Source organism: Streptomyces sp. NPDC050806, from assembly GCF_055586425.1.
Window position 1 is genome coordinate 563,506 of sequence record NZ_JBVJIF010000002.1, and the last position, 25,511, is coordinate 589,016.

General features: G+C 73.3%; 23 protein-coding genes. 15 read left to right on the forward strand and 8 right to left on the reverse strand.

Going from position 1 to position 25,511, the window contains the following annotated elements; genetic code table 11:
- Nucleotides 1-46 precede the first annotated feature (46 nt).
- The gene (locus ACZ6WH_RS07955) at nucleotides 47-799 is read right to left on the reverse strand and encodes a PadR family transcriptional regulator (RefSeq protein WP_469726822.1); all 753 of its coding nucleotides are present in this window, start codon (nucleotides 797-799) and stop codon (nucleotides 47-49) included.
- Nucleotides 800-1,039: 240 nt separating this feature from the next.
- Here ACZ6WH_RS07955 and ACZ6WH_RS07960 point away from each other — a divergent pair, with 240 nt between their 5' ends.
- The 4 genes from ACZ6WH_RS07960 (at nucleotide 1,040) to ACZ6WH_RS07975 (ending at nucleotide 5,200) form a co-directional block, all read left to right on the forward strand.
- The gene (locus tag ACZ6WH_RS07960; RefSeq protein WP_469726823.1) at nucleotides 1,040-2,437 is read left to right on the forward strand and encodes a DUF6421 family protein; all 1,398 of its coding nucleotides are present in this window, start codon (nucleotides 1,040-1,042) and stop codon (nucleotides 2,435-2,437) included.
- A gap of 29 nt (nucleotides 2,438-2,466) precedes the next feature.
- Nucleotides 2,467-3,231, forward strand: a complete 765-nt coding sequence (locus ACZ6WH_RS07965) for an SDR family NAD(P)-dependent oxidoreductase (RefSeq protein ID WP_469726824.1) — start codon at nucleotides 2,467-2,469, stop codon at nucleotides 3,229-3,231.
- Nucleotides 3,232-3,299: 68 nt separating this feature from the next.
- Nucleotides 3,300-4,406, forward strand: coding sequence for a threonine aldolase family protein (locus ACZ6WH_RS07970; RefSeq protein ID WP_469727211.1), 1,107 nt, complete (start codon nucleotides 3,300-3,302; stop codon nucleotides 4,404-4,406).
- Nucleotides 4,407-4,504: 98 nt separating this feature from the next.
- Nucleotides 4,505-5,200 (forward strand): B3/B4 domain-containing protein, encoded by a 696-nt coding sequence (locus ACZ6WH_RS07975; protein WP_469726825.1) that lies wholly within the window; start codon nucleotides 4,505-4,507, stop codon nucleotides 5,198-5,200.
- A gap of 2 nt (nucleotides 5,201-5,202) precedes the next feature.
- Here ACZ6WH_RS07975 and ACZ6WH_RS07980 read toward each other — a convergent pair whose 3' ends face one another.
- Complete coding sequence (locus ACZ6WH_RS07980) at nucleotides 5,203-5,916, reverse strand: lysophospholipid acyltransferase family protein (RefSeq protein WP_469726827.1); 714 nt, start codon at nucleotides 5,914-5,916, stop codon at nucleotides 5,203-5,205.
- A gap of 253 nt (nucleotides 5,917-6,169) precedes the next feature.
- Between ACZ6WH_RS07980 and ACZ6WH_RS07985 the strand changes: the two genes are divergently transcribed.
- From ACZ6WH_RS07985 to ACZ6WH_RS08005, 5 genes are all read left to right on the forward strand, one after another.
- Nucleotides 6,170-6,589, forward strand: coding sequence for a thioredoxin family protein (locus tag ACZ6WH_RS07985; protein WP_469726828.1), 420 nt, complete (start codon nucleotides 6,170-6,172; stop codon nucleotides 6,587-6,589).
- 229 nt (nucleotides 6,590-6,818) lie between these two features.
- Nucleotides 6,819-7,328, forward strand: a complete 510-nt coding sequence (locus tag ACZ6WH_RS07990; protein WP_469726830.1) for a flavin reductase family protein — start codon at nucleotides 6,819-6,821, stop codon at nucleotides 7,326-7,328.
- Between the two features lie 211 nt (nucleotides 7,329-7,539).
- The gene (locus tag ACZ6WH_RS07995) at nucleotides 7,540-8,325 is read left to right on the forward strand and encodes an electron transfer flavoprotein subunit beta/FixA family protein (protein WP_432851580.1); all 786 of its coding nucleotides are present in this window, start codon (nucleotides 7,540-7,542) and stop codon (nucleotides 8,323-8,325) included.
- Nucleotides 8,326-8,401: 76 nt separating this feature from the next.
- Entirely contained in the window at nucleotides 8,402-9,364 is a 963-nt protein-coding gene (locus ACZ6WH_RS08000) for an electron transfer flavoprotein subunit alpha/FixB family protein (RefSeq protein WP_469726832.1), read from the forward strand.
- Between the two features lie 221 nt (nucleotides 9,365-9,585).
- Nucleotides 9,586-10,869 carry a DUF6986 family protein gene (locus ACZ6WH_RS08005; RefSeq protein ID WP_469726833.1) on the forward strand — a complete coding sequence of 428 codons (1,284 nt, stop codon included), beginning with the start codon at nucleotides 9,586-9,588 and terminating at the stop codon, nucleotides 10,867-10,869.
- Nucleotides 10,870-10,890: 21 nt separating this feature from the next.
- Here the strand turns inward: ACZ6WH_RS08005 and ACZ6WH_RS08010 are convergent, their stop codons facing one another.
- The 4 genes from ACZ6WH_RS08010 to ACZ6WH_RS08025 form a co-directional block, all read right to left on the reverse strand.
- The gene (locus tag ACZ6WH_RS08010; RefSeq protein WP_469726834.1) at nucleotides 10,891-11,460 is read right to left on the reverse strand and encodes a rhodanese-like domain-containing protein; all 570 of its coding nucleotides are present in this window, start codon (nucleotides 11,458-11,460) and stop codon (nucleotides 10,891-10,893) included.
- A gap of 133 nt (nucleotides 11,461-11,593) precedes the next feature.
- Nucleotides 11,594-12,352 (reverse strand): sulfite exporter TauE/SafE family protein, encoded by a 759-nt coding sequence (locus tag ACZ6WH_RS08015; protein ID WP_469726836.1) that lies wholly within the window; start codon nucleotides 12,350-12,352, stop codon nucleotides 11,594-11,596.
- Nucleotides 12,349-13,758 (reverse strand): rhodanese-like domain-containing protein, encoded by a 1,410-nt coding sequence (locus tag ACZ6WH_RS08020; RefSeq protein ID WP_469726837.1) that lies wholly within the window; start codon nucleotides 13,756-13,758, stop codon nucleotides 12,349-12,351. The genes ACZ6WH_RS08015 and ACZ6WH_RS08020 overlap by 4 nt, the downstream gene beginning before the upstream one ends.
- A gap of 156 nt (nucleotides 13,759-13,914) precedes the next feature.
- Complete coding sequence (locus ACZ6WH_RS08025) at nucleotides 13,915-14,946, reverse strand: LacI family DNA-binding transcriptional regulator (RefSeq protein ID WP_469726838.1); 1,032 nt, start codon at nucleotides 14,944-14,946, stop codon at nucleotides 13,915-13,917.
- A gap of 160 nt (nucleotides 14,947-15,106) precedes the next feature.
- Here ACZ6WH_RS08025 and ACZ6WH_RS08030 point away from each other — a divergent pair, with 160 nt between their 5' ends.
- From ACZ6WH_RS08030 to ACZ6WH_RS08045, 4 genes are all read left to right on the forward strand, one after another.
- Entirely contained in the window at nucleotides 15,107-16,063 is a 957-nt protein-coding gene (locus ACZ6WH_RS08030; protein ID WP_362213567.1) for an ROK family protein, read from the forward strand.
- Between the two features lie 255 nt (nucleotides 16,064-16,318).
- Nucleotides 16,319-18,037: a serine/threonine-protein kinase gene (locus ACZ6WH_RS08035; protein ID WP_469726840.1), complete on the forward strand. Its 1,719-nt coding sequence runs from the start codon at nucleotides 16,319-16,321 to the stop codon at nucleotides 18,035-18,037.
- 130 nt (nucleotides 18,038-18,167) lie between these two features.
- Nucleotides 18,168-18,461 (forward strand): hypothetical protein, encoded by a 294-nt coding sequence (locus tag ACZ6WH_RS08040; protein ID WP_432851563.1) that lies wholly within the window; start codon nucleotides 18,168-18,170, stop codon nucleotides 18,459-18,461.
- Nucleotides 18,462-18,702: 241 nt separating this feature from the next.
- Nucleotides 18,703-19,929 (forward strand): NUDIX hydrolase, encoded by a 1,227-nt coding sequence (locus ACZ6WH_RS08045; protein ID WP_469726841.1) that lies wholly within the window; start codon nucleotides 18,703-18,705, stop codon nucleotides 19,927-19,929.
- Between the two features lie 149 nt (nucleotides 19,930-20,078).
- Here the strand turns inward: ACZ6WH_RS08045 and ACZ6WH_RS08050 are convergent, their stop codons facing one another.
- Complete coding sequence (locus tag ACZ6WH_RS08050) at nucleotides 20,079-21,446, reverse strand: M20/M25/M40 family metallo-hydrolase (RefSeq protein WP_469726842.1); 1,368 nt, start codon at nucleotides 21,444-21,446, stop codon at nucleotides 20,079-20,081.
- 624 nt (nucleotides 21,447-22,070) lie between these two features.
- Here ACZ6WH_RS08050 and ACZ6WH_RS08055 point away from each other — a divergent pair.
- Nucleotides 22,071-23,273 carry a geranylgeranyl reductase family protein gene (locus ACZ6WH_RS08055; protein ID WP_469726844.1) on the forward strand — a complete coding sequence of 401 codons (1,203 nt, stop codon included), beginning with the start codon at nucleotides 22,071-22,073 and terminating at the stop codon, nucleotides 23,271-23,273.
- Nucleotides 23,274-23,757: 484 nt separating this feature from the next.
- Here ACZ6WH_RS08055 and ACZ6WH_RS08060 read toward each other — a convergent pair whose 3' ends face one another.
- The gene (locus tag ACZ6WH_RS08060; protein WP_469726846.1) at nucleotides 23,758-24,216 is read right to left on the reverse strand and encodes a nitroreductase family deazaflavin-dependent oxidoreductase; all 459 of its coding nucleotides are present in this window, start codon (nucleotides 24,214-24,216) and stop codon (nucleotides 23,758-23,760) included.
- Between the two features lie 494 nt (nucleotides 24,217-24,710).
- Here ACZ6WH_RS08060 and ACZ6WH_RS08065 point away from each other — a divergent pair, with 494 nt between their 5' ends.
- Nucleotides 24,711-25,463, forward strand: a complete 753-nt coding sequence (locus ACZ6WH_RS08065) for a TetR/AcrR family transcriptional regulator (protein WP_469726847.1) — start codon at nucleotides 24,711-24,713, stop codon at nucleotides 25,461-25,463.
- Nucleotides 25,464-25,511: the final 48 nt, after the last annotated feature.

Here is a 25,511-nt window from a genome sequence, read left to right on the forward strand (position 1 = left end):
GAGGGTACCTGTCCTCTCCGGGCGGGGCGCGGGGCCGCGAATCCGGTCACCCGTGCGTGGGCGCGTCCTCCGCGTGCTGACGCCGGGGGACCGGCTGGGCGCTCCGGCCCCGGCCGTCCGCCGCCCGCCGGGCCCCTTCCGGGGTCCCGCACCCCAGCCGTTCCAGGTCGGCGAGCATGGCCTCGGCCAGCTCCAGCTCGGCCAGATGCTGCCGTTCGCTCCAGCCCAGCGCGACGCGCGGGAAGTCCCCCTCGCGCTCCGCTCCGATCGCGGAGAGCGCCTCCCGTACCTCCCGCAGCGCGGCGCGGGTGCGGTCGCGATGCCGCTCCACCAGGGTGCGCAGGGTGCCGGGCACGGCGAGGTGCCCCAGCCAGACGCGCAGGACGAGCGGGTGCTTGAGGACCGGCGGGCCGCAGTCCTGGGTGCCCTCCGCCCAGGCGGTGAGCGCGTCCCGGCCGTCCGGGGTGATGGTGTAGCTGCGCTTGGCCCGCGGTTCCTCCGGGCCCGAGCGCCGGGAGGTGACCAGGCCCAGCTCCTCCAGGCGGCGCAGTTCGGCGTAGATCTGGCTGATGGCCGGCGACCAGTAGAAGAAGCGGAGCGAGGCGTCGGCCCATTTCTTGAGGTCGTAGCCGGTGCGGTCGTCACGGAAGGAGAGCAGCCCGAGCACCGCCCAGGCGGTGACGGGAAGTCGCGGGTACGTGGTGGCCCCCTGGCGGCGGTACGGCGTGCTGGTCCGGCCATCTTGGAGGCGCGGCGGGGCGGCGTGGTCGCGGAGCCCGAAGATCGCGTCTTTCCGCACGGTCCTGAGCGGCCGCTGATCGTGCGATGAGCGGATGATGACCGGTTCCGTCCGATCCCGGTACGCCTGTCACCCGAATGGCTGGGTAGGAGAGAAAACGCCGAGATGCGGCCGGATCGCAGGAAAAACATCTCCGACAACGGGGGTACGGCAGGATGATTTCCTTCGTATCCCCTTGAGAGTCCGAAGCCTCCCTGGTTACGGTGTCCCCACCACACGATCTCCTGCCGGAGGGCAGTCATGACGGAAATTCTTTCGCCTGTGGGTGTCCAGGCGGGTACGTCGACCGCTGAGCGCGTCGTCGAGCACGCGGCCTGGCCGGTCCTCAAGGACGCGGTCGAGGCCCTGCGGCCCTGGCAGGCCGGCGACGGCTCCATCGACCTCGGCGCCGAGGGCGCGCCCGCCGCCGAGGCCGTCCGCCGCGAGGTGGACCGCGCCATAGCCGCGGTCGAGGCGCTGTCCCCGCTGCTGCCGCACGACGCCGCGTACCACCGCGCGCTCGTCGCCGATCTGCGCCGCTGGGCCGACGGCGGCTTCGGCGTGCCGGACTTCCTGGACTCGCTGCTCGCCTTCCAGCCGGCGCGCGGCCGCGAGGACGGCCTCCAGCACCTGGTCGTCTTCCCGATGTACACCCAGAACGGCAACCCGGACCGCAACTTCGAGGCCGTCGTGCTGCGCATGGTCTGGCCCGAGTGGCTCGCGGACCTGGAGCGCACGCGCTACGACAACCCGCTGTTCTGCGGCATCACCTTCGAGGACTTCACCGCCGGCTACGACACCAACTCCGCGGTGCTCTTCCCCGAGACCATCGCCGTGCGGGAGGCCCCGGAGCGCTTCAGCTGGGGCGGCATCTTCTGCGACCGCGAGGCCGCGCGGTTCCGCCGGGTCAGCGAGGCCGCCGTGGAGGTGCTGGGTATCGAGCTCCCGGACGACGTCCGCGCGATGCTGTCCGACCAGGACCGGTGCCAGGAGGCGTTCGTCCTGTGGGACATGGTCCACGACCGTACGCACAGCCACGGTGACCTGCCCTTCGACCCCTTCATGATCAAGCAGCGGCAGCCGTTCTGGATGTACGGCCTGGAGGAGCTGCGCTGCGACCTCACCGCCTTCAAGGAGGCCGTGAAGCTGGAGGCGGAGGGCCTGCCGCAGGCCAGGGACGTGCAGTACGCGGTGATCTTCGACCGGATGTTCCGCTTCCCGGTCACCGGCGACCGCGTGAAGAACTACGACGGCCTCGGCGGCCAGCTCCTCTTCGCCTACCTGCACCAGCACGACGCCGTGCGCTGGACGGACAACACCCTGCACATCGACTGGGAGCGGATCCCGCAGGTGACGCAGGAGCTGTGCGGCGAGATCGAGAAGCTCTACCGCGACGGCATCGACCGGCCCAAGCTGGTCCACTGGTTCGCCGCCTACGACCTGGTCTCCGGCTACCTCGCGCCGCACCCCGGCTCGGTCTGGGCCAAGGGCCCCGACGCCCTGGACCTGAGCCTGCCGCCGCGCAAACTCGTCGACGAGGTGCTTCCGGACGAATTCCCGCTGAGCATGTTCTATGAGGCCCTGCGCAAGAAGCTCCGTGAGGTGATTGCCTCCACCAAGGGCATCACGGCCGGTACTGCGGCCGGAGCGGCGGCGTGAGCGCGGACGAGAAGCAGCGGGAGGCGGAGATGACTACGACTTCGACCGGTAACCAGGGCGCGCTGGACGGCGCGGTCGTCGCGGTGGCCGGCGCGGGCGGCCCGGCGGGCCGGGCGGCGCTGCTGCGGCTGGCCGAGGCGGGGGCCACGGTGGTCGCCGCGGACGCGGACGCGGAGCGGCTGGCCGAGGCGGTGGACGCCGCGCGGTACGCGCACGGCGGCGCGACCGTCACGGGCGACACCGTCGACCTGCTGGACCTGGCCGCCACCCGGGAGTGGGTGGACCGTACGGAGAAGGAGTTCGGCCGGATCGACGGGCTGGTGCACCTCGTGGGCGGCTGGCGCGGCTCCGCCTCCTTCGCCGAGACCGACCTCGCCGACTGGGACCTGCTGGAGAAGCTGCTGATCCGTACCGTCCAGCACACCTCGCTCGCCTTCGAGGGGGCCCTGAAGCGCAGCGGGAACGGCCGCTACCTGCTGATCAGCGCGGCCGGCGCGAGCAGGCCGACGGCCGGGAACGCCGCCTACGCCGCGTCGAAGGCCGCGGCCGAGGCCTGGACCCTGGCGCTGGGCGACGCCTTCCGCAAGGCCGGGGGCGAGAGCGGGCCGCACGCGGCGGCTGCGATCCTGGTGGTCAAGGCGCTCGTCAACGACCGGATGCGCGCCGAGCGACCGAACGCCAAATTCGCGGGCTTCACGGACGTGACGGAGCTGGCCGAAGCCGTCGTCGGCGTCTGGGACCGGCCCGCCCGGGAAGTGAATGGACAGCGTCTGTGGCTGACCCCCAAGCCGTGACCGAGGCAGTGACCGAGGCCGTAGCGAAGGCCGTGACCGAGGCCGTAGGCCCCGCCGTGCGCGAAGCGGTGGGGCGGGCGGAACGGGCCACGGAATCCGCCGCCGGCACCGGCAGGACCGACGCGCGGCGCCACCACGACCCGTCGGTGCGCGGCTTCGCCAGCGACAACTACGCCGGCACGCATCCCGAGATCCTCGAAGCGCTCGCCCTCGCCAACGGCGGTCACCAGATCGCCTACGGCGGGGACGAGTACACCGAGAATCTCCAGCGCGTCATCCGCAGCCACTTCGGGCCGACCGCCGAGGCCTTCCCGGTCTTCAACGGCACCGGCGCCAACGTCGTGGCCCTCCAGGCCGTGACGGACCGCTGGGGCGCCGTGATCTGCGCGGAGTCCGCGCACATCCACGTCGACGAATGCGGCGCGCCGGAGCGGGTCGGCGGCCTGAAGCTGCTGACCGTCCCCACCCCGGACGGCAAGCTCACCCCGGAGCTGATCGACCGCGAGGCGTACGGCTGGGACGACGAGCACCGGGCCATGCCGCAGGCCGTCTCGATCACGCAGAACACCGAACTGGGCACGCTCTACACCCCCGACGAGATCCGGGCCATCTGTGAGCACGCACACGAGCGCGGCATGGTCGTCCATCTCGACGGCTCCCGGATAGCCAACGCCTCGGCGTCGCTGGACGTGCCCATGCGGGCGTTCACCAACGCCGTGGGCGTGGACATCCTCTCGCTCGGCGGCACGAAGAACGGGGCGATCTTCGGCGAGGCCGTGGTCGTCATCAACCCCGACGCCGTGCGCGCCATGAAGCACCTGCGCAAGCTGTCGATGCAGCTTGCCTCCAAGATGCGCTTCGTGTCGGTGCAGCTGGAGGCGCTGCTCGCCAAGGACCTGTGGCTGCGCAACGCCCGGCACGCCAACACGATGGCGCAGCGGCTGGCCGCCGGGGTGCGTGCCGTCGACGGCGTGGAGATCCTCTACCCGGTGCAGGCCAACGCCGTCTTCGCGCGGCTGCCGCACGACGTGAGCGAGCGGCTGATGAAGCGCTACCGCTTCTACTTCTGGGACGAGGCGGCCGGCGACGTCCGGTGGATGTGCTCCTTCGACACCACGGAGGACGACGTGGACGGGTTCGTCGCCGCGCTCCGCGAGGAAATGGGCAAGCCGTGACCCGTACGGCCTGAGGATCACCCCCTGGCGCGGTTCAGTGAACTGCACTGCAAAGGTCAGTTTGCTGAACCGTGTCCGCGCGTGCTGGAATGCCTGGCATGAGCATTTCCGTCACCGTCTCCGACGACGTCCGGGCGTTGGCCCCCGGCTTCGCGCACCTCGTGGTCGAGGCCCGCGACCTGGTCAACGGGCCCAGCGACGAGGCCAGTTCGGCGCTCCTCGACGAAGCCGCCGCCCGGCTCGCGGTACGGCTGGGCGGTGCGCCCCCGCAGGACGAACCGCACATCGCCGCCTGGCGCGCCGCGTACACCGCCTTCGGCGCCAAGCCCTCGCGCACCCGCAACTCCGCCGAGGCGCTGGCCCGGCGCGCGCTGACCGAGGGCGGCCTGCCCCGCGTGAACCGTCTCGTCGACGTCTACAACGCGATCAGCGTCGCGCACGCCATCCCGGTCGGCGGCGAGGACCTGGACCGCATCGAGGGCGACATGCGGCTCGTACGCGCCACCGGGGATGAGCCCTTCGAAACCGCGGCGGGCGGCGAACAGGCCGTCGAGCACCCCGAGCCGGGCGAGGTCGTCTGGCGGGACGCCGCCGGCGTCACCTGCCGCCGCTGGAACTGGCGGCAGGGCGTCCGCACCCGCCTGACCGAGGACTCCACCCGCGCGCTGTTCCTCCTGGAGCGCATGGCGCCGATGTCCCTCGACGCGCTGGAGGAGGCGGGTGCCGAACTCGTCGAGACGCTGGAGAAGTTCTCCCCGGGCGCGCGCATCCAGCTCGGCGAGATCCGCCGCTGAGGTCAGCTCACCGCACCCGGTGCGGGTGCCGTGCCGCCCAGGTGGGCCGGTACCCACCAGGTGTCCTCCGGGCCCCTGGGGCGTACGGGGTAGGCGCGCTGGGCCGCCTCCAGCAGGTCCTGCACCCGGGTGCGCAGCCGGTCGGTGATCTTCTCCGGCTGCTCATCGGCGGGCGCTTCGATCGGCTCGCCGACCCGGATCGTGATCGGGAAGTGGTTACGGCCCAGGTCGCGCTTGTGGCCCTTGGTCCACAGCCGCTGGGTGCCCCACAGCGCCATCGGGAGCAGCGGCACGCCGGCCTCCTGGGCCAGCCGGGCCGCGCCGGACTTGAAGTTCTTCAGCGTGAAGGACTCCGAGATGGTGGCCTCGGGGAAGACCCCGATGATCTCGCCCCCGCGCAGCGCGCTCAGCGCGTGGCGGTAGGCGTGCACGCCCTGGGAACGGTCGACCGGTATGTGCTTCATGGCGCGCATCAGCGGGCCCGAGACCTTGTGCCGGAAGACGGAGTCCTTCGCCATGAAGCGCACCAGCCGCTTCGCGGGGCGGGCCGACAGGCCGCAGAAGACGAAGTCCAGGTAGCCGATGTGGTTGCTGACGAGGACCGCGCCACCGCGCCGCGGGATGTTCTCCGTGCCCGCGATGTCGAACTTGAGGTCGAGCGCCTTGAACGCCGTCCGGGCGAAGCCGATGACGGGCGGATAGACGAGCTCTGCCATGTCGGGGGTTCCCCTTCTGTGTGCCTGGGGAGGGGTTCTCCCGGCGGGAAGTTACGCGGCCGTAGCCTTGCGGCTTTCGGGAGATCGTGCCCGAAGAAGGCCGCACTGGCCACCGCCGCGCCGCTTCGGGACGGGAGATCCTCGTCACGTCATGGTGCGGGGGTCACCGCACACCTACCCCGGGCGGCCCGGCGTCACGGCACCCGGCCCCTTCGTACCGGGCCCCCGGCACCGTGGGATCGGGCGGCCGGGAATGCCCGCCGGCCTGCCTACGCTGGTCCAGAGGTACGTGAGGGACGCGCGCCGGCGCGGCGACGGAAGGCCGAAGGTGGCAGGGCAGGCAGCAGCACAGCAGGGACCGGAGCGGCTGACCGCGGAGCGGATCGGTGCGGCGCTGGGGGAGCGGGCCACGCTCGTGCAGTTCTCCAGCGCGTTCTGCCAGCCGTGCCGCGCCACCCGCCGCACCCTGGAGGACGTCGCCGGTATGGTGCCCGGCGTGGCACACGTCGAGGTCGACGCCGAGGCCCACCTCGACCTCGTACGCGAGCTGCGCATCGACCGCACCCCCACCGTCCTGGTCCTGGACGCGGCCGGCGCGATCGTCCGCCGGGCCGCCGGGCAGCCGCGCAAGGCGGACGTCATCGCGGCACTGGGCGCCGCCGTCGACTCGTGACGCCCGCGACGTGCTCCTTTGCACGCTGCGTGATTGTTGTCGCACCTGCCGGTGAGCACTTGACTGCATCACTCACGCATCGCCAGGCTGACGTCATGCGGCCTGACCCCCTTCTGTACGGACGCGCCCACGTGGACCTCCTGCGCACTGCGAGCGCGTGCTGTCCAGGCGAGTGAGCAGCGACGACAGCACCGCTCCGGCACGTACGCCACGGCAGAAGGACACGTTCATGACCGTCTCGCCCGACCTCGCCGCACCACAGCTGGCCTCTCCCGAACTGCTGCGCTCGGTCTTCCGGCAGCACGCGGCGGGAGTCGCCGTGATCACCGCACAGGGAAGCAGCGCACCCGTCGGCTTCACCGCCACCTCCCTCACCTCCGTCGCCGCCGAGCCCCCCCTGATCTCCTTCGGGGTGGGCACCGGCAGCTCCAGCTGGCCCGTCGTCTCGGAGGCGGAGTACGTCGGCGTCCACATACTCGGCGAGGACCAGCAGGAGCTGGCCGCCACCTTCGCGCGCAGCGGCGCCGACCGCTTCGCCGCGCCCACCTCCTGGCGCACCGGCCCGCAGGGCGTGCCGGTGCTCGACGGTGTGCTCGCCTGGATGGTCGGCCGGGTCGTGGCGCGGGTGCCGGCGGGGGACCACCGGATCGTGCTCGCCGAGGTCGTCGTCGGGGACCCGACGGGCCACGGCAAGCCCTTGCTGTACCACCAGGGACGGTTCGCCGCCCTACGTGATTGACGCCCCGTCCGGCGGCCCCGACACGCCAGGTCGGGGCCGTTGTCAAGGTCACAGTTCGACGAGCTTGATATCGGGGATACGCATAGGTGTACTGGCGAGTAATATTTCGGTCGGCGCGGGGACGCGCACCCGACCGGGAGCCGCCCCAACAGGCGCCTATGCTGCCAGCACAAGGCAGTTGTGAAGCGACGAAGCAGGTAGGAGAGCCGGCGTGAGCCTGAGGATCGTTGTCTGTGTGAAGTACGTGCCCGACGCCACCGGCGACCGGCACTTCGCCGAGGACCTGACCGTCGACCGCGACGACGTGGACGGTCTGCTCTCGGAGCTGGATGAGTACGCCGTCGAGCAGGCTCTCCAGATCAAGGAAGCGGCCGACGACGCGGAGATCACCGTGCTCACCGTCGGCCCCGAGGACGCCAACGACGCGATCCGCAAGGCGCTGTCGATGGGCGCCGACAAGGGCGTGCACGTCGAGGACGAGGACCTGCACGGCACCGACGCGGTGGGCACGTCGCTGGTGCTGGCCAAGGCCATCGAGAAGACCGGTTACGACCTGGTCGTGTGCGGTATGGCCTCCACCGACGGCACGATGGGTGTGCTGCCGGCGATGCTGGCCGAGCGCCTGGGCGTACCGCAGGTCACCCAGCTCTCCGAGGTCTCCGTCGCCGACGGCACGGTCAAGGGCCGCCGGGACGGCGACACCGCCACCGAGCAGCTGGAGGCCGCCCTCCCGGCCGTCGTGTCGGTCACCGACCAGTCCGGCGAGGCGCGTTACCCCTCCTTCAAGGGCATCATGGCCGCGAAGAAGAAGCCGGTCGAGGAGCTGGAGCTCGACGACCTGGACATCGACGCGGACGAGGTCGGCCTGGACGGCGCCTGGACCAAGGTCGAGGACGCCACCGAGCGCCCGGCGCGCACCGCCGGCACGATCGTCAAGGACGAGGGCGAGGGCGCCAAGCAGCTCGCCGAGTTCCTCGCGGGCCAGAAGTTCATCTGAAGGCCCCTGCGGCCGGGGTGTCCCCCCGGCTCGGTCGCCCCTCAACCGCATCGTCTTTTCGCAGGAGTGCAATCCCATGGCTGAAGTCCTTGTCTACGTCGACCACGTGGACGGTGCCGTCCGCAAGCCGACCCTCGAACTGCTCACCCTCGCCCGCCGCATCGGCGACCCCGTAGCCGTCTCCCTCGGCAACGGTGCGGCCGACACCGCCGCCGCGCTCGCCGAGCACGGCGCGGTCAAGGTCCTGACCGCCGACAACGCCGAGTTCGCCGACTACCTGGTCGCGCCCAAGGTGGACGCGCTCCAGGCCGCCGTCGAGGCCGTCTCCCCGGCCGCGGTGCTGCTGCCCTCCTCCGCCGAGGGCAAGGAGATCGGTGCCCGCCTGGCGATCCGCATCGGCTCCGGCATCATCACCGACGCCGTCGACCTGGAGGCCGGCGACGAGGGCCCGGTGGCCACCCAGTCGGTGTTCGCCGCCTCCTTCACCACCAAGTCCCGCATCACCAAGGGCACCCCGGTCATCACCGTCAAGCCCAACTCCGCCGCCGTGGAGGCCGCCCCGGCCGCCGGCGCTGTCGAGGCCCTCGCGGTGACCGTGGCCGACTCCTCCAAGGGCACCAAGGTCGTCTCCCGCACCCCGCGCGAGTCGACCGGCCGTCCGGACCTGACCGAGGCCGCGATCGTGGTCTCCGGTGGCCGCGGCGTCAACGGCAAGGAGAACTTCCCCGTCATCGAGGCCCTCGCCGACTCCCTCGGTGCGGCCGTGGGCGCCTCGCGCGCCGCGGTGGACGCGGGCTGGTACCCGCACACCAACCAGGTCGGCCAGACGGGTAAGAGTGTGTCGCCGCAGCTGTACATCGCCGCGGGCATCTCCGGCGCGATCCAGCACCGCGCGGGCATGCAGACCTCGAAGACCATCGTGGCCATCAACAAGGACGAAGAGGCCCCGATCTTCGAGCTGGTCGACTACGGCGTCGTCGGCGACCTCTTCCAGGTCGTCCCCGCCCTGACCGACGAGGTCAAGGCCCGCAAGGGCTGACCCGTCCCACGGCACGTCACCGGGCCCCGTACGCGTACGCCGCGTACGGGGCCCGGTGTGTGCGAGGGGCGCGAAGCACGCGCGGCGACAAGATGGGTGTTGACCTGGACAGACGGCGCGGATAGCTTCGCTATGCGGAGTTTTGCTTCCATGAAGCGGAACTTACGCGACTCTTAAGCGAACCTCGGGACGGAAACGTCCCCTTATCGGGAGGGTGTCGAATGCCGCAGCAGGAGCCCGTGGCCACGAGCCTTGCGAGCACCGTACGCGAGGAGATCGGAACCGCCCTGGCAGCGGTCGACGCGGACCTCGCGCGGCGTTACCCGGGCGACCCGGGCACCCGCCAGCCCGTCCACACGGTCTACGTCCCCGGTGACATCTTCGCCGCCGACACCATCCGCTCCTGGGGCGAGGCCGCGCGCACCGCGCTGGACGAGCACGCCCCGGACGCCGCCGCGCTCGCCTCGGTCCTCGGCATCTCCGACGAGCTCGCCGGGCCCGTGCACGACCGCGTACGGGCCAAGCTGGAGCGCGAGCCCATCGAGGACCTGCGCGTCGACTTCGAGGACGGCTACGGCGCCCGCCCGGACGCGGAGGAGGACGAGGCCGCGGCCCGCGCCGCCGCCACCATCGCCGCCGCGTACCAGGACGGCACCGCGGCCCCGTACATGGGCATCCGCATGAAGTGCATGGAGGCCGCCGTCCGCGACCGCGGCATCCGCACCCTGGACATCTTCCTCACCGGCCTCATGAAGGCCGGCGGCCTCCCCGAGGGCCTCGTGCTCACCCTCCCCAAGGTCACCTACGCCGAGCAGGTCACCGCCATGGTCCGGCTGCTGGAGGCCTTCGAGAAGGCACACGGCCTGGAAGCGGGCCGGATCGGCTTCGAGATCCAGATCGAGACCACCCAGTCGATCCTGGGCGCCGACGGCCGGGCCACCGTCGCCCGCATGATCGAGGCCGCCGAGGGCCGCGCCACCTCGCTGCACTACGGCACCTTCGACTACAGCGCCTCGTGCGGCGTCAGCGCGGCGTACCAGTCGCTGGACCACCCGGTGGCCGACCACGCCAAGGCCGTCATGCAGGTGGCGGCAGCCGGTACGGGGGTCCGGCTGTCCGACGGCTCCACGAACGTCCTGCCGGTCGGCGCCACCGCCCAGGTCCACGACGCCTGGCGGCTCCACCACGGCCTCGTCCGCCGCTCGCTGGCCCGCGCCTACTACCAGGGCTGGGACATGCACCCGGCCCACCTGCCGACCCGGTACGCGGCCGTGTACGCCTTCTACCGCGAGGGCCTGGAGCAGGCCGCCGCGCGCCTCGCCGCGTACGTCGCGAAGACCGGCGGCGCGGTGATGGACGAGCCCGCCACGGCCAAGGCGCTCAGCGGCTACCTGCTGCGCGGCCTGGACTGCGGCGCGGTCGACACCGCCGAGGTCGCCCGGCTGACCGGCCTGACCCGCGCGGACCTGGACGGTCTGGCGGGCCGGCCGACGCAGGCCGGGTGACCCCGGTCCCCGTACGGGGCGTCAGCCGCCCAGCTCGGCCAGGGTGGCGGACAGTTCGGCCCGCGGTGCCCGATTGTGCGGCAGCTTCGCCAGCAGCCGGGCCATGCCGCAGGTGTCGGTGACGGCCGAGAAGACCAGTCCGCCGGCGATGCCGGCCGACAGCAGCCGGGCGGCGGGCCACCGCCGCCCGGCGAGCAGGCCGCTCAGGACCAGCCCGCCGGCGGCCAGCCGGACCTGGCGTTCCATGGCCCAGCCGGTGCGCGCGTCCGCCGGGCGCCGCACCTCCAGGCCGTGCCGCAGCCAGTCCTCGGTGCCGCCGGCCAGGGTGGCGGCCGGTACGTCCCGCTCGGCGAGGGCGGCGCAGGCCCGCGCCGACCGGTTGCCGGAGGCGCACACCATCAGCAGGCCGGCCCGCGACGCCGCGCTCCGCAGCGCGGGCACGGCCTCGTCGATCCGGTCCAGCGGGACGTTGTACGCGCCGGGCAGGTGGCCCGCCGCGTACTCCCCGGGCGTCCGCACGTCGATGACGGTCAGTTCGCCGAGCCGCGCGCCGGCCTGCTCGACGGTGAGAGCGGTGGGGGTGGAGGTCATGGAAGGTGCCTTTCGTGGTGCTGTTCCTTGCCGGGCCCGTGACGTGAGGAGTCCTTCGACGGGCCCGTGACGCCGCGGGTTCCTTGCCGCGCGCGTACGACGCATCGGAGCGGTACGGGTAACCGCCCGCGGGTCAGGTCACCGCGTCCACGGCCATGAACCCGGCCACCGCCAGGAGCGCGACCGCGAAGGCGCGTTGCAGCAGGGGGCCCGAAGCCCTGGCGGCCAGCCGCTTGCCGTCCCACGCGCCCAGGACCGCGGTGGCGGTGAAGGGCGCGATGACGCCCCAGTCGAGGTGGCCCATGGTCGCGCCCCGAGTGGCCAGCGAGGCCAGCGAGTTGGCCGAGATGACCAGCAGGCTGGTGCCGACCGCCGCCTGCATCTCGAAGGCCAGCACGGTGACCAGGGCCGGCACGGCCAGGAAGCCGCCGCCGACGCCCAGCAGCCCGGTCAGCGCGCCCAGCCCGGCTCCGCAGCCCGCGGCCCGGGCCGGCCGCGCCGAGGACGGCTGCCGCTGCCCGTCGGCGTCCGGCCGGGCGCAGCGCAGCATCCGGACGGCCGCCAGCGCCGCCACGGCGGCGAAGGCCAGGGTCAGCACCGCATGCGGCAGCCGTGCCGCCACCGCGCCCGCCAGCGCCGCCGGGACGAGCCCGGCCGCCGCGAACAGCGCCCCCGCCCGCCACCGGACATTGCCCGCCCGGGAGTGGGCGTACAGGGCGGTGAGCGAGGTGGCCGTGACGATCAGCAGGCTCGCGGTGGTCGCCGCGGCCGGCGTGAAGCCGAGGAGGTAGATCAGCGCGGGGACGGCGAGCACGCTGCCCCCGCCGCCCAGCGCGCCCAGCGCCAGGCCGACCACGGCCCCGGCGACCAGCGCGAGAATCACCGTACTCACAGGGCGCGGTCATCGCTGTCCCGCTGCCGGGCGGCCGACTCCGGGTGGATCAGGGGGAGGCCGGCCGGCGCGGCGGCGTCGAAGCGGTCGTCGACGGCGACGACGTCCCGCCCCGCCGCGTCCAGCAGGGACGCCGCGATCGCCGCCCGCATCCCGCCCGCGCAGTGCACCCACACCACGCCCGGCGGCACGTCCCCGACGCGGCCGTGCAGCTCGTGGATCGGTAGGTGCACGGAGCCCTCGACGTAGGCCTCGGCGCGCTCCGAGTCCCGGCGTACGTCCAGCACGACCAGGTCCCGCCGCTCCTCCTCGGGGACGGCCGCGAGGTCGGCGAAGGTGGCGCGCGGAAAGGAGCGCGGCTTCTCGCCGTCGCGCACCCAGTGCTCCGGCGCCCCGGTCGCCGCGGCGGCCGGGCGGTCGATGCCCACCCGGACCAGCTCCCGCTGCGCGTCGGCGACCTGCTCGGGCGTCTCCGCCAGCAGCGTGACCGGCTTCCCCCAGGGGATCAGCCAGGCCAGGTACGTGGCGAGCTTGCCCTCGCCCTCGAAGTTGAACGATCCGGCGAGGTGACCGGCGGCGAACGCGACCCGGTTGCGCAGGTCCACCACCCACTCGCCGGCCGCCAGCCGCCGCGCGAGCTCTTCGGCGTCGGCGGGCCGCGGCGGCGTGAGGTCCACCGGAGCGGGCCCCGCCGCGTTGGTCGGCCCCATGTGCGCGTAGTACGCCGGCACGTCCTCCAGGCCGGCCAGCAGCTCCGCGACGAAGGTGTCCACGTCCTTGGTCAGCGCGTCGTTGGACCGCCGCTCCGCGCCGATCGTGGTGGCGTCGCCCGCGGCCTGCGCGGACGAACAGAAGCTGCCGAAGCCGTGCGTCGGCAGCACGGGCACCTCGTCGGCCAGCTCCGCCGCGAGCCGGTGCGCCGAGGCGTGCTGGGCGCGGGCCAGCCGCTCGGTCAGCCGCGGCTCGACGAGGTCCGGCCGGCCGACCGTCCCGATCAGCAGCGATCCGCCCGTGAAGGCGGCGACGTCGCGGCCCGACTCGGCCAGGACGTACGAGGTGTGGTGCGGGGTGTGCCCCGGGGTCGCCACCGCCCGCAGGACCAGGTCCTCGTCGACCGGCACCGTGTCGCCGTCGGCGACCGGCGTGCGCGCGAACGCGACCGCCGCTTCGGCCGGGACCAGGTAGCGGGCGCCGGTTATTCGGGCCAGCTCCGGTCCGCCGGTGACGTAGTCGTTGTGGACGTGGGTCTCCACGACATACGCGATCCGCACCCCGCGCCGCGCGGCGGCGGCGACGACGCGGTCGACGTCGCGCGGCGGGTCGATCGCGACCGCGGCCGCCCGGCCGCCGGCCAGGTAACTGCGGTTGCCCAGACCTTCGAACTCCAGGGTGTCGACGAAGAACACGACAGTGCGCCCCTTCCCTCCGATGGAGAAACCGGTACCCCATGCTCCTGTACCCCCGGGGGTATGAGTACCCACCATAACAGGGGTACCCCCGGGGGTATTTCAACGGGCAATTTTCGGCTTGTGAAGGAGGTGGCGGCGGTGCGGGGAGCGGGGTCAGGCGGGCGGGAGTTCGCCCGAGCCGCGGGGGATCAGCCGGGTCGGGATGACGCGCTGCTGGGGCGGCTCTTCGGTGCCCTCCAGGCGGCGGAAGAGCAGGGTCGCCGCGGTGCGGCCCAGGCGGGCGGCGTCCTGGGCGACGACGGTGATGCCGGGCGTGATCAGGTCGGCCAGTTCGAAGTCGTCGAAGCCGACGAGGGCGACCGGGCGCGCGTGGCCCGCCAGTACGCGTACGACGGTGACCGTCACGCGGTTGTTGCCCGAGAAGAGCGCGGTGACCGGCTCCGGCCCGCCGAGCATCGCCTCGGCGGCGGTCCGTACCCGCTCCGGCTCCGTCGACCCCAGTGCCACCCACGACTCGTCGACCGGCAGCCCCGCCTCCGCCATCGCCGTACGGTAGCCGCGCAGCCGCTCTATGGCGGTGTGGATGCGCGGCTGGTCGCCGATGAAGCCGATCCGGCGGTGGCCGTGGGCGATCAGGTGGGCGACCGCGTCCCGCGCGCCCCCGAAGCTGTCGGAGAGGACGACGTCCGCGTCGATCTCCCCGGCCGGCCGGTCCACGAAGACCGTGGCGACCCCGGCCGCTATCTCCGGCTGGAGGTAGCGGTGGTCGTCCCCGGCCGGGATGATCACCAGCCCGTCCACCCGGCGGGCGCACAGCGCCAGTACCAGCTCCTGCTCGCGCGCCGGGTCCTCGGCGCTGGAGCCGTTGATCAGCAGCGCGCCGTGGTCGCGCGCCACCTCCTCCACGGCACGGTTCAGCGGTCCGTAGAAGGGGTCGGCGAGGTCCTCCAGCACCAGCCCGATGCTGGCGGTGCGGCCCTTGCGCAGCACCCGCGCCGAGTCGTTGCGGCGGAAGCCCAGCGCGGTGATGGCCTCCTGTACGCGCCGCTCGGTGTCCGGGGTGACCCCCGGCTCGCCGTTCACCACGCGGGAGACCGTCTTGAGGCCGACGCCGGCACGGGCCGCGACGTCCTTCATCGTGGGCCGGGTGCCGTAGCGGGTGGTGCTCCGGGCGGTGTCGGTCACGGTGCGGAGATCCTCGTCCTGTCGGGTGCGGCGGTGTGGCCAAGAGCATAACGTCTGCACAACGCCGTCTGGACAACGTTGTCAAGAGTGACGACACTGGCCTCCTGCCCGCCGGGGCGCTCCGCCCCGGGTCACCCGCCGACCAGGAGATTCCACGCCGATGCAGACCGACCTCAACGCAGCCCTGGACATCGGCGGTACGAAGATCGCCGGGGCGCTGGTGGACGACCGGGGCCGGCTGCTCGTACGTGCCACCCGCCCCACCCCCGCCCAGGAGGACGGCGCGGCCGTGATGCGCGCGGTGGCGGCGGTGCTCGACGAGCTGACCGCGGCGCCCGAGTGGTCCCGCACGTCGGTCGTCGGCATCGGCAGCGCGGGCCCCGTGGACGCCCAGGCGGGCACCGTGAGCCCGGTCAACATCCCCGGCTGGCGCGACTTCCCGCTGGTCGCGGGCGTACGCGAGCGGACCGGCGACCTGCCGGTGGTGCTGGTCGGCGACGGCGTGGCCATGACCGCCGCCGAGCACTGGCAGGGCGCGGCCCGCGGCCACCGCAACGCCCTGTGCATGGTCGTCTCGACCGGTGTGGGCGGCGGCCTCGTTCTGAACGGCCGCCCGCACCCCGGCCCCACGGGCAACGCGGGCCATATCGGTCACATCAGCGTCGACCTCGACGGCGACCCCTGCCCCTGTGGCGGGCGCGGCTGCGTCGAACGCATCGCCAGCGGCCCGAACATCGCCCGCCGCGCGCTCGCCGAGGGCTGGCGGCCCGGCCCGGACGGTGACGCCACCGCCGCCGCCGTGGCCGCCGCGGCGCGCGCCGGGGACGCCGTCGCGCTCCGCTCCTTCGCCCGCGCGGCACAGGCCCTGGCGGCCGGCATCGCCGCCACCGCGACCCTGGTCGAGATCGAGATCGCGGTGATCGGCGGCGGCGTGGCAGGCGCCGGCGACGTCCTCTTCGCCCCGCTCCGCCGCGCCCTGCGCGAGTACGCCACCCTCTCCTTCGCCCGCGACATCACGGTCGTACCGGCCCAGATGGGCACCGACGCGGGCGTGGTGGGCGCGGCCGCCGCGGCACAGCAGTACCGGGAGGACGCGCTGGCGGCGAGCTCGGCCTGAGGGAGCGGTCAGGAGGGCGGTGGCTGAGGCGCCGGGGCGGTCTCCGCACGGTCCGCCGCCGTCGCGGGGACGGTGGCCGGGGAGAGACCCCGTACGGCCCGTTGTCGCGTGGCTCTGCGCCCGGGGAGAGGTCCCTGCACGGCCCGTTGTCGCGGTGCTCGGCGCCCGGGTGGCGTGCTGCCCCATGTACCGCTCCGCCCCTAGGCTGTCTTCCGTCACCACGCTCGCGCGGGACGGACGAGGGGAACGGACAAGGTGTCTACGGGGGAGTACGGACCACCGGGAGGGCACGAGCCCTCGGGGGACCGCCGGGACGGGGCGCCCGGCGCGGACCTGACCGGGCGGGTGCTGGGCGGCCGGTACCGCGTCACCGGCATGCTCGGCCGCGGCGGCATGGGCGTGGTCTGCCGCGCCGTCGACGAGGTGCTCGGCCGTGAGGTCGCGGTCAAGGTGCTGCGCGCCTTCACGGACGCCTCGGCCGCCGAACTGGCCGATCTGCGCACGCGGATGCGGCGCGAGGCGCGCGCCGCCGCCCGGATCCGGCACTCCGGCGTGGTCACCGTCCACGACGTGATCGACGAGGCCGGCCGGCCCGTCATCGTCATGGAACTGGTCGAGGGCACCTCCCTGGACGACGAGATGGAGAGCCGCGGCCCGCTGGACCCGAGGGCGACCGCCCGCATCGGCGCGCAGGTCATGGACGCGCTCGACGCGGCGCACCGGGCCGGCGTCCTGCACCGCGACGTCAAGCCCGGCAACGTCCTGCTCGACCGCGACGGCCGCGTGGTGATCACCGACTTCGGCATCGCCAGCATCCACGCGCCGGACGACGGGGCGCGTACCCACCTCACTCGAAGTGGTGAACTCGTCGGCTCGCTCGACTACTTGCCCCCCGAGCGCGCCCAGGACCGGGCGCCGGGACCCGCCTCCGACATCTGGTCGCTCGGGATGACCCTGTACGCCGCGGTGGAGGGCGCCGCCCCCTTCCGCCGTACGTCGGTGTGGTCGACGCTCACCGCGATCGTCTCCGAACCACTCCCGGAGCCGCGGCGCGCCGGCCCCCTGGCGCCGGTGCTCCAGGCCCTGATGGCGAAGGACCCGGCCGCCCGCCCGTCGGCCGCGCAGGCCCGCGACATGCTGCGGGCGGTCGCCGAGGGCCGCTCCCCGGAGATCACCGTCGTACTCCGCTCCCCGACGGAGCGCGACGTACGGCCGGCCGGCGAGGCCCCGCCCCCGGGTTTCGGCCCGCCCCCGGACCACGAGCCGCCCGCCGCCGGTCCCGCGCCTCCCGCCTCTCCCGCGCCCGCTGCCTCCGCTCCCGTACCGGGTTCCGCCTCCGCTCCCGTACCGGATCCGGCGGGCGGCCGCGGGGGACGGCGGGTGTGGCTCGCGGCTGCCGCGGCCGTGCTGGTGCTGGCCGCCGGGGGAGCGGCGTACGCGCTGCTCGGCCAGGGGGAGCGGGATCACCGGACCCCGGCCGCCGACGGCTCCCCGGCACCGACACGGGACACCTCGGTGCCGACACAGGACACCGCGTCGCCCCCGGACCCGTCCGCGCCCGCCCCCGGGAACCCCGGGCCCTCCGCCTCCGCGACCCCGTCCGCCAAGCCGGGGGACTCGGACAAGCCCGGGGATTCGGGTAACCCGGGCCCGTCCGCGTCCTCGGCTCCCACCGCTTCCTCCTCCGCCGCCCCCTCCTGTACCTCCGCCGGCGGCGGCAAGTACCACTGCGAGGTCTGGCGCGCCGCCGACTCCTACACCGGGAACTACGAGCGGGTGGGCACCCTCAAGGCCGGCACCAACTACTTCTACTGCCAGGCCGATCTGGACCGCCGCGAGACGTACGGCCGGTGGACCAACGTCTGGTGGGCCAAGACGGACGACGACAGCGGCAACACCGGCGTCTACATCAGCGTCGTCTACCTCAAGGGCGGCGCCAACGACCAGCCGGTGCCGGGCCTCCCCACCTGCTGACGGCGGGCGCCGGCGGGCCGGCCGGCCGTCGGCGGCGGCGTCCCCGTACTGCGCCGTGTACTACGCCGTTTGTTTCTGTCGCTTCCCCGGCCCTCTTGCCGCTGCCCGCGCCCGCCCCGACGCTGCCCCCATGACGAACGCGCAAATGTGGGCCCTGATCGTCGGATTCCTCTCGCCCCTCCTGATCTCCGTCGTCAACCGGCCCCACTGGTCCAGCGCCGCCCGCGCCTCCGTACAAGTGGCCGTCTCGGTCCTCGTCGGCCTCGGTACGGCCGCCTCCGCGGGGGACTTCGCCGGAAAGGACCTCGTCACCAACGTCCTCATCGCTTCCGTGTCCGCCATCAGCGCCTACAAGGGCATCTTCAAGCCCACCGGAATGTCCCCCACCGTCGAACGCCTCACCTCACCCGCCCCACGGGCCTGAGCGGCCCCACGTCCACGGCGCGACCTGCGGCCATCGACCGCTGCACCGCCTCGCACCCCCGGCCGCCGTACGCCCGAGGTGGGGCGGGGCCGGCGGCGGTCCGGCCGGTACCAGGCGGCGTCCGCGGACGCGAGGGGCTGACGACGGACGGAGGCGAGCGGTCGGGAGCGCCCGTATGTGGCGCGTTTCCGTGGCAGGGTGTTGCGGGCAACTCACAGGGGTCTAGGGATGAGGGGGAACCGTGATCGTCTGGCTGAACGGCGCGTTCGGTGCGGGCAAGACCACCGCGGCACAGGAACTCTTGGACCTGCTCCCCGGGAGCACGCTCTTCGACCCCGAGCTGGTCGGCCATGGGCTGAAGGAGATGCTGCCGGCCAAGCGGCTGGACGACGTCGACGACTACCAGGACCTGCCGTCCTGGCGCAGACTCGTCGTCGATGCTGCCGCCGCGCTGCTCACGGAGGTACCGGGTCCGCTCATCGCGCCCATGACTCTGCTCCGCCAGGAGTACCGCGACGAGATCTTCGGCGGCCTGGCCTCCCGTCGCATTCCGGTACGGCATGTTCTGCTGCATGCGGAGGAAACGATCCTTCGGGAGCGGATAGCCCTGCGGGAAGAAACCACGCCGAACGGGCCGGCCGATGCGGGTGGGCCGGCCGACTCGGATGGCGGGCCGGTCGGCGGGCCGGCCGATGCGAGCGGAGCGGTCGCTTCGGACGGTGCGCACGAGTACGGCGATGTGGATGAGCACCCTGCGCCGAGCGGAGGGGCCGGGACCGGGATCGTCGAAACGAAGGCCGGGATCGTCGAATCCAAGGCCGGGATCGCCGCGGCGGCCCGTACGCGTACGTGGCGGCTGGCGCATCTGGAGCCGTACCGGCAGGCGCTGGACTGGCTGCGTACGGACGCGCACGTCATCGACACGTCGGGGATCGGGCCGCGGCAGACGGCCGAGCGCATCGCCGAGGCCGTACGGAACGGCGGCGGCGCGTGCGACATCGTGCAGACGCCGGAACCGACCGCCGAGACCCTGGCCGCCGGCGTACTGCTCTTCGACGAGGAGGACCGGGTCCTGCTGGTGGACCCGACGTACAAACCCGGCTGGGAGTTTCCCGGCGGGGTCGTGGAAGCGGGCGAGCCGCCGGCCCGGGCCGGCGTACGGGAAGTGGCCGAGGAACTGGGCATCCGGCTCCCCACCATGCCGCGCCTGCTGGTGCTGGACTGGGAGGCGCCGGTGCCGCCCGGGTTCGGCGGCCTGCGGCTGCTGTTCGACGGCGGGCGGCTGCCCGACGAGCAGATACGGGACCTGCTGCTGCCGGGGTCGGAGCTGCGCGCATGGCGCTTCGTCACGGAGGAGGAGGCCGAGTCGATGCTGCCGCCGGTGCGCTGGAACCGTCTGCGATGGGCCCTCCGCGCCCGGGCGCAGGGCCGGACGCTCAACCTGGAGGCGGGAGTTCCGGTGGGGTGAGGAGCGGGCCCGAGGGCGCTGGGGCGGGGTACCGCGCCCGCCGGCTGCAGGCCGGCCCGAGGGGCGAGGTTGCCCCCGCCTCTTGGGCCGAGGCTGCCCCCGCCCCTTGGGCGGAGCGCCCGTGCTCCCCGGGCCGAGCGCCCGTTCCGTTACGCCTGCGCCATGCTGCCCGCGTACTTCTGGAGGAACAGCGCCTCCGCCAGCGACAGCCGCTCCAGCTCCTCCGGCGACACACTCTCGTTCACCGCGTGGATCTGCGCCTCCGGCTCGCTGAGGCCGATCAGCAGGATCTCCGCCGCCGGGTAGAGCGCGCCGAGGGTGTTGCACAGCGGGATCGAGCCGCCCATGCCGGCCGACTGCATCTCGGTGCCGTCGTACGCCTCGCGCAGCGCCGCGGCCATCGACTCGTACGCCGGGCTGCTGAGGTCCGCGCTGAACGGCTGGCCCTGGCCGACCTGCTCCACCGTCACGCGGGCACCCCACGGCGCCGCCGACTCCAGGTGCGCGGTCAGCAGCTTCGCGGCCTCGGCGGCATCCTGGCCCGGCGGAACCCGAAGGCTCACCTGCGCCCGCGCGCTCGCCTGCACGGACGGGGTGGCGCCGACGACCGGCGGGCAGTCGATGCCGATGACGGTGACGGCCGGCCGGGCCCAGATGCGGTCGGCGACGGTGCCGGAACCGATCAGCTCCACGCCGTCCAGCACCTTGGCGTCGTTGCGGAACTCCGCCTCGTCGTACTGGAGCCCTTCCCAGGCGCCCTCCGCCGCCAGCCCCTCGACCGTCGTCGAGCCGTCCTCGGCACGCAGCGAGTCCAGGATGCGGATCAGCGCGGCGAGCGCGTCGGGCGCGGCGCCGCCGAACTGCCCGGAGTGCAGATTGCCCGCCAGCGTGTCCACCTGGACGCGGAGCATGGCCATGCCGCGCAGCGACGCGGTGACGGTCGGCAGGCCGACGCGGAAGTTGCCGGTGTCGCCGATGACGATGGCGTCCGCGGTCAGGAGGTCGGGGTGGGCCTCGGCGTACCGCTCCAGGCCGCCGGTGCCCTGCTCCTCCGAACCCTCGACGATCACCTTGACGTTGACCGGTACGCCGCCGTGCTCCTCGAGCGCGCGCAGCGCCGTCAAGTGCATGATCAGGCCGCCCTTGCAGTCGGCGGTACCGCGGCCGTACCAGCGGCCGTCGCGCTCGGTCAGCTCGAACGGCGGGCTCAGCCAGGCGCTCTCGTCCAGCGGCGGCTGCACGTCGTAGTGCGCGTACAGCAGGACGGTGGGGGCGCCGGCCGGGCCGGGCAGGAAGCCGTACACGGACTCGGTGCCGTCCGGTGTCTCCAGGATCGCGATGTCCTCGAAGCCCTCCGCCCGCAGCGCGCCCGTTATCCACCGGGCCGCCGCCTCGCACTCGCTCTTCGGGAACTGCGCGGGATCGGCGACCGATTTGAAGGCCACCAGCTCGGTCAGTTCGGCCCTGGCGCGGGACTGCAGTGCGGCGACGGTCGTGGCGAGCGGGCTGTCAGGCATGGAACGCTCCTTCTGGGCGCGACGTTGTCCTGATGGACGGTGCCCGCGCGGCCCGCCCGGGCCGTGGTCGAGGGGTGGCGCCAGGCGCCCGGAGCGGCGCGGATCCCGTCCGTGAGTGTCCGTACGGAACGCATCGGTGCGCCCGTACGTTACGCGTCCGTACGTAGGGGATGGTGCCTCCGATCTTCCCACAGGCACCTCCGCGATCAGCGAGCCGTAGGATGCGGGCGGTACGCGCAAGGTGCGGGCAGTACGCGCAATGGTGCGAGTGGTGCAAGTCCAACGGTGCGAGTGGCGCGAGTGGTGCGAGGAGTACGCGCGGTGCGAGGAGTACGCGCGGCGTCCGGGCGGTCAGGCGCAAAGGTGCGCTGAGGCGGTCGCGGTGGTGTGCGTGTCGCGGTGGTGTGCGCGTCGCGAGGGCGATGCGTGTCGCGATGGTGACGCGTGCGGCGCCGTGGCGGTACGCGCGGCTGCCGGACTCGTGCCGGGACCGGACTCGTGCCGGGACCGGACTCGTACCGGGATGGGACTTGTACCGGTCCCGGATTCGCTCCGGGACCGGGCTCGTGCCGTGGAGGAGTGCCAGGTATCCGTGCCAGGGATCGATCGGGAGTAGCAGCACAGGTGAGCAGCGAGAGCGCAGACCGGGACGGCCGGACGGTGTGGGACGTGGTGGTGGTCGGCGCGGGGCCAGCAGGCGCCTCGGCGGCCTACGCCGCGGCCTGTACGGGACGCCGCGTCCTCATCCTGGAGAAGGCCGAACTTCCCCGGTACAAGACCTGCGGAGGCGGCATCATCGGCCCCTCGCGCGACGCGCTCCCACCCGGCTTCGAGCTGCCCCTGCGGGACCGTGTGCACGCCGTGACGTTCTCCCTGAACGGCAGGCTCACGCGAACGCGCCGCTCCCGGCAGATGCTCTTCGGCCTCATCAACCGCCCCGAGTTCGACGCCCAGCTCGTCGAGGCCGCGGAGAAGGCGGGCGCCGAGCTGCGTACGGGCGTCACGGTCAGCCGCGTCGAGCAGCACGGCAGCGCCGTCCCCGACCGCCGTACGGTCGCCGTCGTGCTGAGCGGCGGCGAGACGGTGCTCGCGCGGGCGGTGGTCGGCGCCGACGGGAGCGCGAGCCGGATAGGCGCGCACGTCGGGGTGAAGCTCGACCAGGTCGACCTGGGGCTGGAGGCGGAGATCCCGGTACCGCCGACCGTCGCCGAGGACTGGGCGGGGCGGGTGCTCATCGACTGGGGCCCCATCCCGGGCAGTTACGGCTGGGTCTTCCCCAAGGGGGACACGCTGACCGTCGGCGTCATCTCCGCACGCGGCGAGGGCGCCGCCACCAAGCGGTACCTGGAGGACTTCATCGGGCGGCTGGGACTCGCCGGCTTCGAGCCGAGCATTTCGTCCGGGCACCTGACGCGGTGCCGGGACGAGGACTCGCCGCTGTCGCGCGGGCGGGTGCTGGTCTGCGGGGACGCGGCCGGGCTGCTGGAGCCGTGGACGCGGGAGGGCATCTCCTTCGCGCTGCGGTCGGGCCGGCTGGCGGGGGAGTGGGCGGTACGGGTCGCCGAGGCGCACGACGCGGTCGACGCGCGGCGCCAGGCGCTGAACTACGCCTTCGCGATCAAGGCCGGGCTGGGCGTCGAGATGAGCGTGGGCCGGCGGATGCTCGCGGTCTTCTCCCGCCGCCCCGGCGTCCTGCACGCCGCGATCACTGGCTTCCGCCCGGCGTGGAACGCCTTCGCGAAGATCACCCGAGGCACCACCACCCTCGCCGAAATCGTCCGCACCCACCCCCTGGCCCACCGAGCCCTGTCGGCAATGGACCGATAACCGATAGGGCGGGCCGAGGGCCGTACGGAGAGGGATGGCCGGGGCGTCCGGTGGGGTGTGGGCCGCACCGAGGCACCCGCCACGGGGCCGGCGTGGGTGCTGGGGCTGGCGTGAGTGCTTGGGTTGGCGTGAGCGCTGGGGCCTCTGCCGGCCGGGGCGTGCGGTCCTGGGCCGCTGCGGGCTGGGCCTGCCCGCCGGTCCCGGGCCGGTGTGGGGCCGGTGCGGGGCGTCGCCACGTCGTTGTGGCCGGGGCGGTTGCCGGGGTTGCCGGGGCGGCCGTTGGGTCGGTTGCGGCGTTCGCTCGGCCGAGCCAACCGCTCCGGCGAGGCGACCGCTTGGCCGGGTGGGGACCGCTCTGGCGAGGCGACCGCTCGGCACGGGGGACCGCTCCTCGGTCAGGGGCCCTCGGCGCGGCGATCGCTCGGCCGGGGTGTCGGTGCTCCCTGTGCCCCGTCAGGGTCCGGGATCGGGCTGCGGGTGTTGATCATTCGGTCGTGGTGATGCGGAAGACCGGGTGGTTGGGGGCGGCCGCGAGGAGGACATCGTCGGCCGAACGGGCCGTCACCTCGCCGAAGTACTGCTTCACCTCCCAGCCCCAACGCTCCAGATACGCCCGCAGGATCGCGGGAGTCTCGGCCGGTGCCAGCTCCACGGCCGTGAACGCGCGGGTCCTGCGCCCCACCCGCAGCTGCCCTCCCCCGGCCGCCCGCATATTGCGTACCCACTCGGAATGCCCGCGCGCCGAGACGAGGTACTGAGCACCCTCGAAGGTCAGCGGGTTCACCGGAACCCGCCGCCACTCGCCGCTCTTCCGCCCCCGCACCGCGAGATCCGCACTGCCGGCCAGGCTGACACCGCGCCGCGCCAGCCACCCGACCACCCCATTGAGCCGAGCCCCGAACCGCCCGGGCTTGAGATACCGCTGAGCTCGTTCGGATTGCAAGGACTGCTGAGTCTTCCGTGCCTTCTGGCTCTGTCGATCTTTCTGTGCCTGTTGAGCCTGTTGGGTCTTTTGTGATTGAAGAGACTGTTGGGGCCTCGATGCCGGTCGAGGGTGCGACGACTGGTGGGGTTCGGCCTGCGGGAGTCGGTTGCCGGTCATGGGGAGCCTTCCCTTCATTCGGTGGCGAAGCGGCGGAAGCGGCCGGACCCGGACCCGGCGGCTGACCCGACCTGCCGAGTCGCCGGACCTGGCAGCGCCGCCGGACCTGCCGGAGCCGCCGGGACCTGCCGGACCTGCCGGAGTCACCGCTCTGCCAGAGACCTGCCAGGGTGGTAATGCGCTACGAGATCGGTGATGCGCCGCGAGATCAGTGCTCTCGTTTCCGTGTACGCCAGTGTGCACGGATCGTCGCACTAAAACAAGAGCACTGCTCTCATTTCGCTCCCCCGCTCTCATTATTGGCCGGTGCTCCGCAACGTGACACACTGCTCCGCATGACTGCGATCAAGGGAGCAAGGGAGCGGGCCCGCGGGGAGGTCACCACCGCGATCAAGGACGAGGCCCGGCAGCAGCTCGCGGCCGAGGGGGCCGCGAAACTGTCGCTGCGCGCCGTCGCCCGCGAGCTCGGCATGGTCTCCTCGGCCCTCTACCGCTACTTCCCCAGCCGCGACGACCTGCTCACGGCCCTGATCCTCGACGCGTACAACGCCTTGGGGGAGGCCGCGGAGACGGCGCTCGCAGCGGTGGACACGACAAGCGGGACGAGTGACGCCGCCCGCGCCCGCGTCGGTGCCGGCGCGCCGCCCGCTGCCCGGTGGACCGCCGTGTGCCGGGCAGCACGGGAGTGGGCCCTGGCGCACCCGCACGAGTACGCGCTGCTCTACGGGTCGCCCGTGCCCGGTTACCACGCGCCGGACGCCACCGCCGAGCCCGCGGGACGGGTGGCCCGCGCGCTGCTCGCGGTCGTACGGGACGCCTACGTGGCGGGCGTGCTGCGGGAGCCCGCCGATCCGCTGCCGGACGCCGTGGTCGGCAACATGCTCGCGTTGTCCGCGGAACTGGGCGAGGAGCTGCCCGCCGTGGTGACGGCACGGCTGGTCGGTGCCTGGGCGCAGCTGTTCGGGCTGGTGGGCTTCGAGGTCTTCGGGCAGTTCAACCGGGTGGTCGACGCGCGGGAGGAGTTCTTCGAGCACGCCGTCCTGCAGCTCGCCCGCTCGGTAGGACTGCCCGTGCCCACCAAGCGCTGAACCGGCATCCCACGGGCCGGTGAACCGCCGGCCGGCGAGCCATTGAAC

Coding starts and splice junctions, on each gene's coding strand:
- ACZ6WH_RS07965 (WP_469726824.1), top strand. CDS start 2,467: ATGACTACGACTTCGACCGGTAACCAGGGCGCGCTGGACGGCGCGGTC.
- ACZ6WH_RS08040 (WP_432851563.1), top strand. CDS start 18,168: ATGACGAACGCGCAAATGTGGGCCCTGATCGTCGGATTCCTCTCGCCC.
- ACZ6WH_RS08000 (WP_469726832.1), top strand. CDS start 8,402: ATGGCTGAAGTCCTTGTCTACGTCGACCACGTGGACGGTGCCGTCCGC.
- ACZ6WH_RS08065 (WP_469726847.1), top strand. CDS start 24,711: ATGACTGCGATCAAGGGAGCAAGGGAGCGGGCCCGCGGGGAGGTCACC.
- ACZ6WH_RS07980 (WP_469726827.1), bottom strand. CDS start 5,916: ATGGCAGAGCTCGTCTATCCGCCCGTCATCGGCTTCGCCCGGACGGCG.
- ACZ6WH_RS08005 (WP_469726833.1), top strand. CDS start 9,586: ATGCCGCAGCAGGAGCCCGTGGCCACGAGCCTTGCGAGCACCGTACGC.
- ACZ6WH_RS07990 (WP_469726830.1), top strand. CDS start 6,819: ATGACCGTCTCGCCCGACCTCGCCGCACCACAGCTGGCCTCTCCCGAA.
- ACZ6WH_RS07975 (WP_469726825.1), top strand. CDS start 4,505: ATGAGCATTTCCGTCACCGTCTCCGACGACGTCCGGGCGTTGGCCCCC.
- ACZ6WH_RS07960 (WP_469726823.1), top strand. CDS start 1,040: ATGACGGAAATTCTTTCGCCTGTGGGTGTCCAGGCGGGTACGTCGACC.
- ACZ6WH_RS08030 (WP_362213567.1), top strand. CDS start 15,107: ATGCAGACCGACCTCAACGCAGCCCTGGACATCGGCGGTACGAAGATC.
- ACZ6WH_RS08010 (WP_469726834.1), bottom strand. CDS start 11,460: ATGACCTCCACCCCCACCGCTCTCACCGTCGAGCAGGCCGGCGCGCGG.
- ACZ6WH_RS07985 (WP_469726828.1), top strand. CDS start 6,170: ATGCCCGCCGGCCTGCCTACGCTGGTCCAGAGGTACGTGAGGGACGCG.
- ACZ6WH_RS08050 (WP_469726842.1), bottom strand. CDS start 21,446: ATGCCTGACAGCCCGCTCGCCACGACCGTCGCCGCACTGCAGTCCCGC.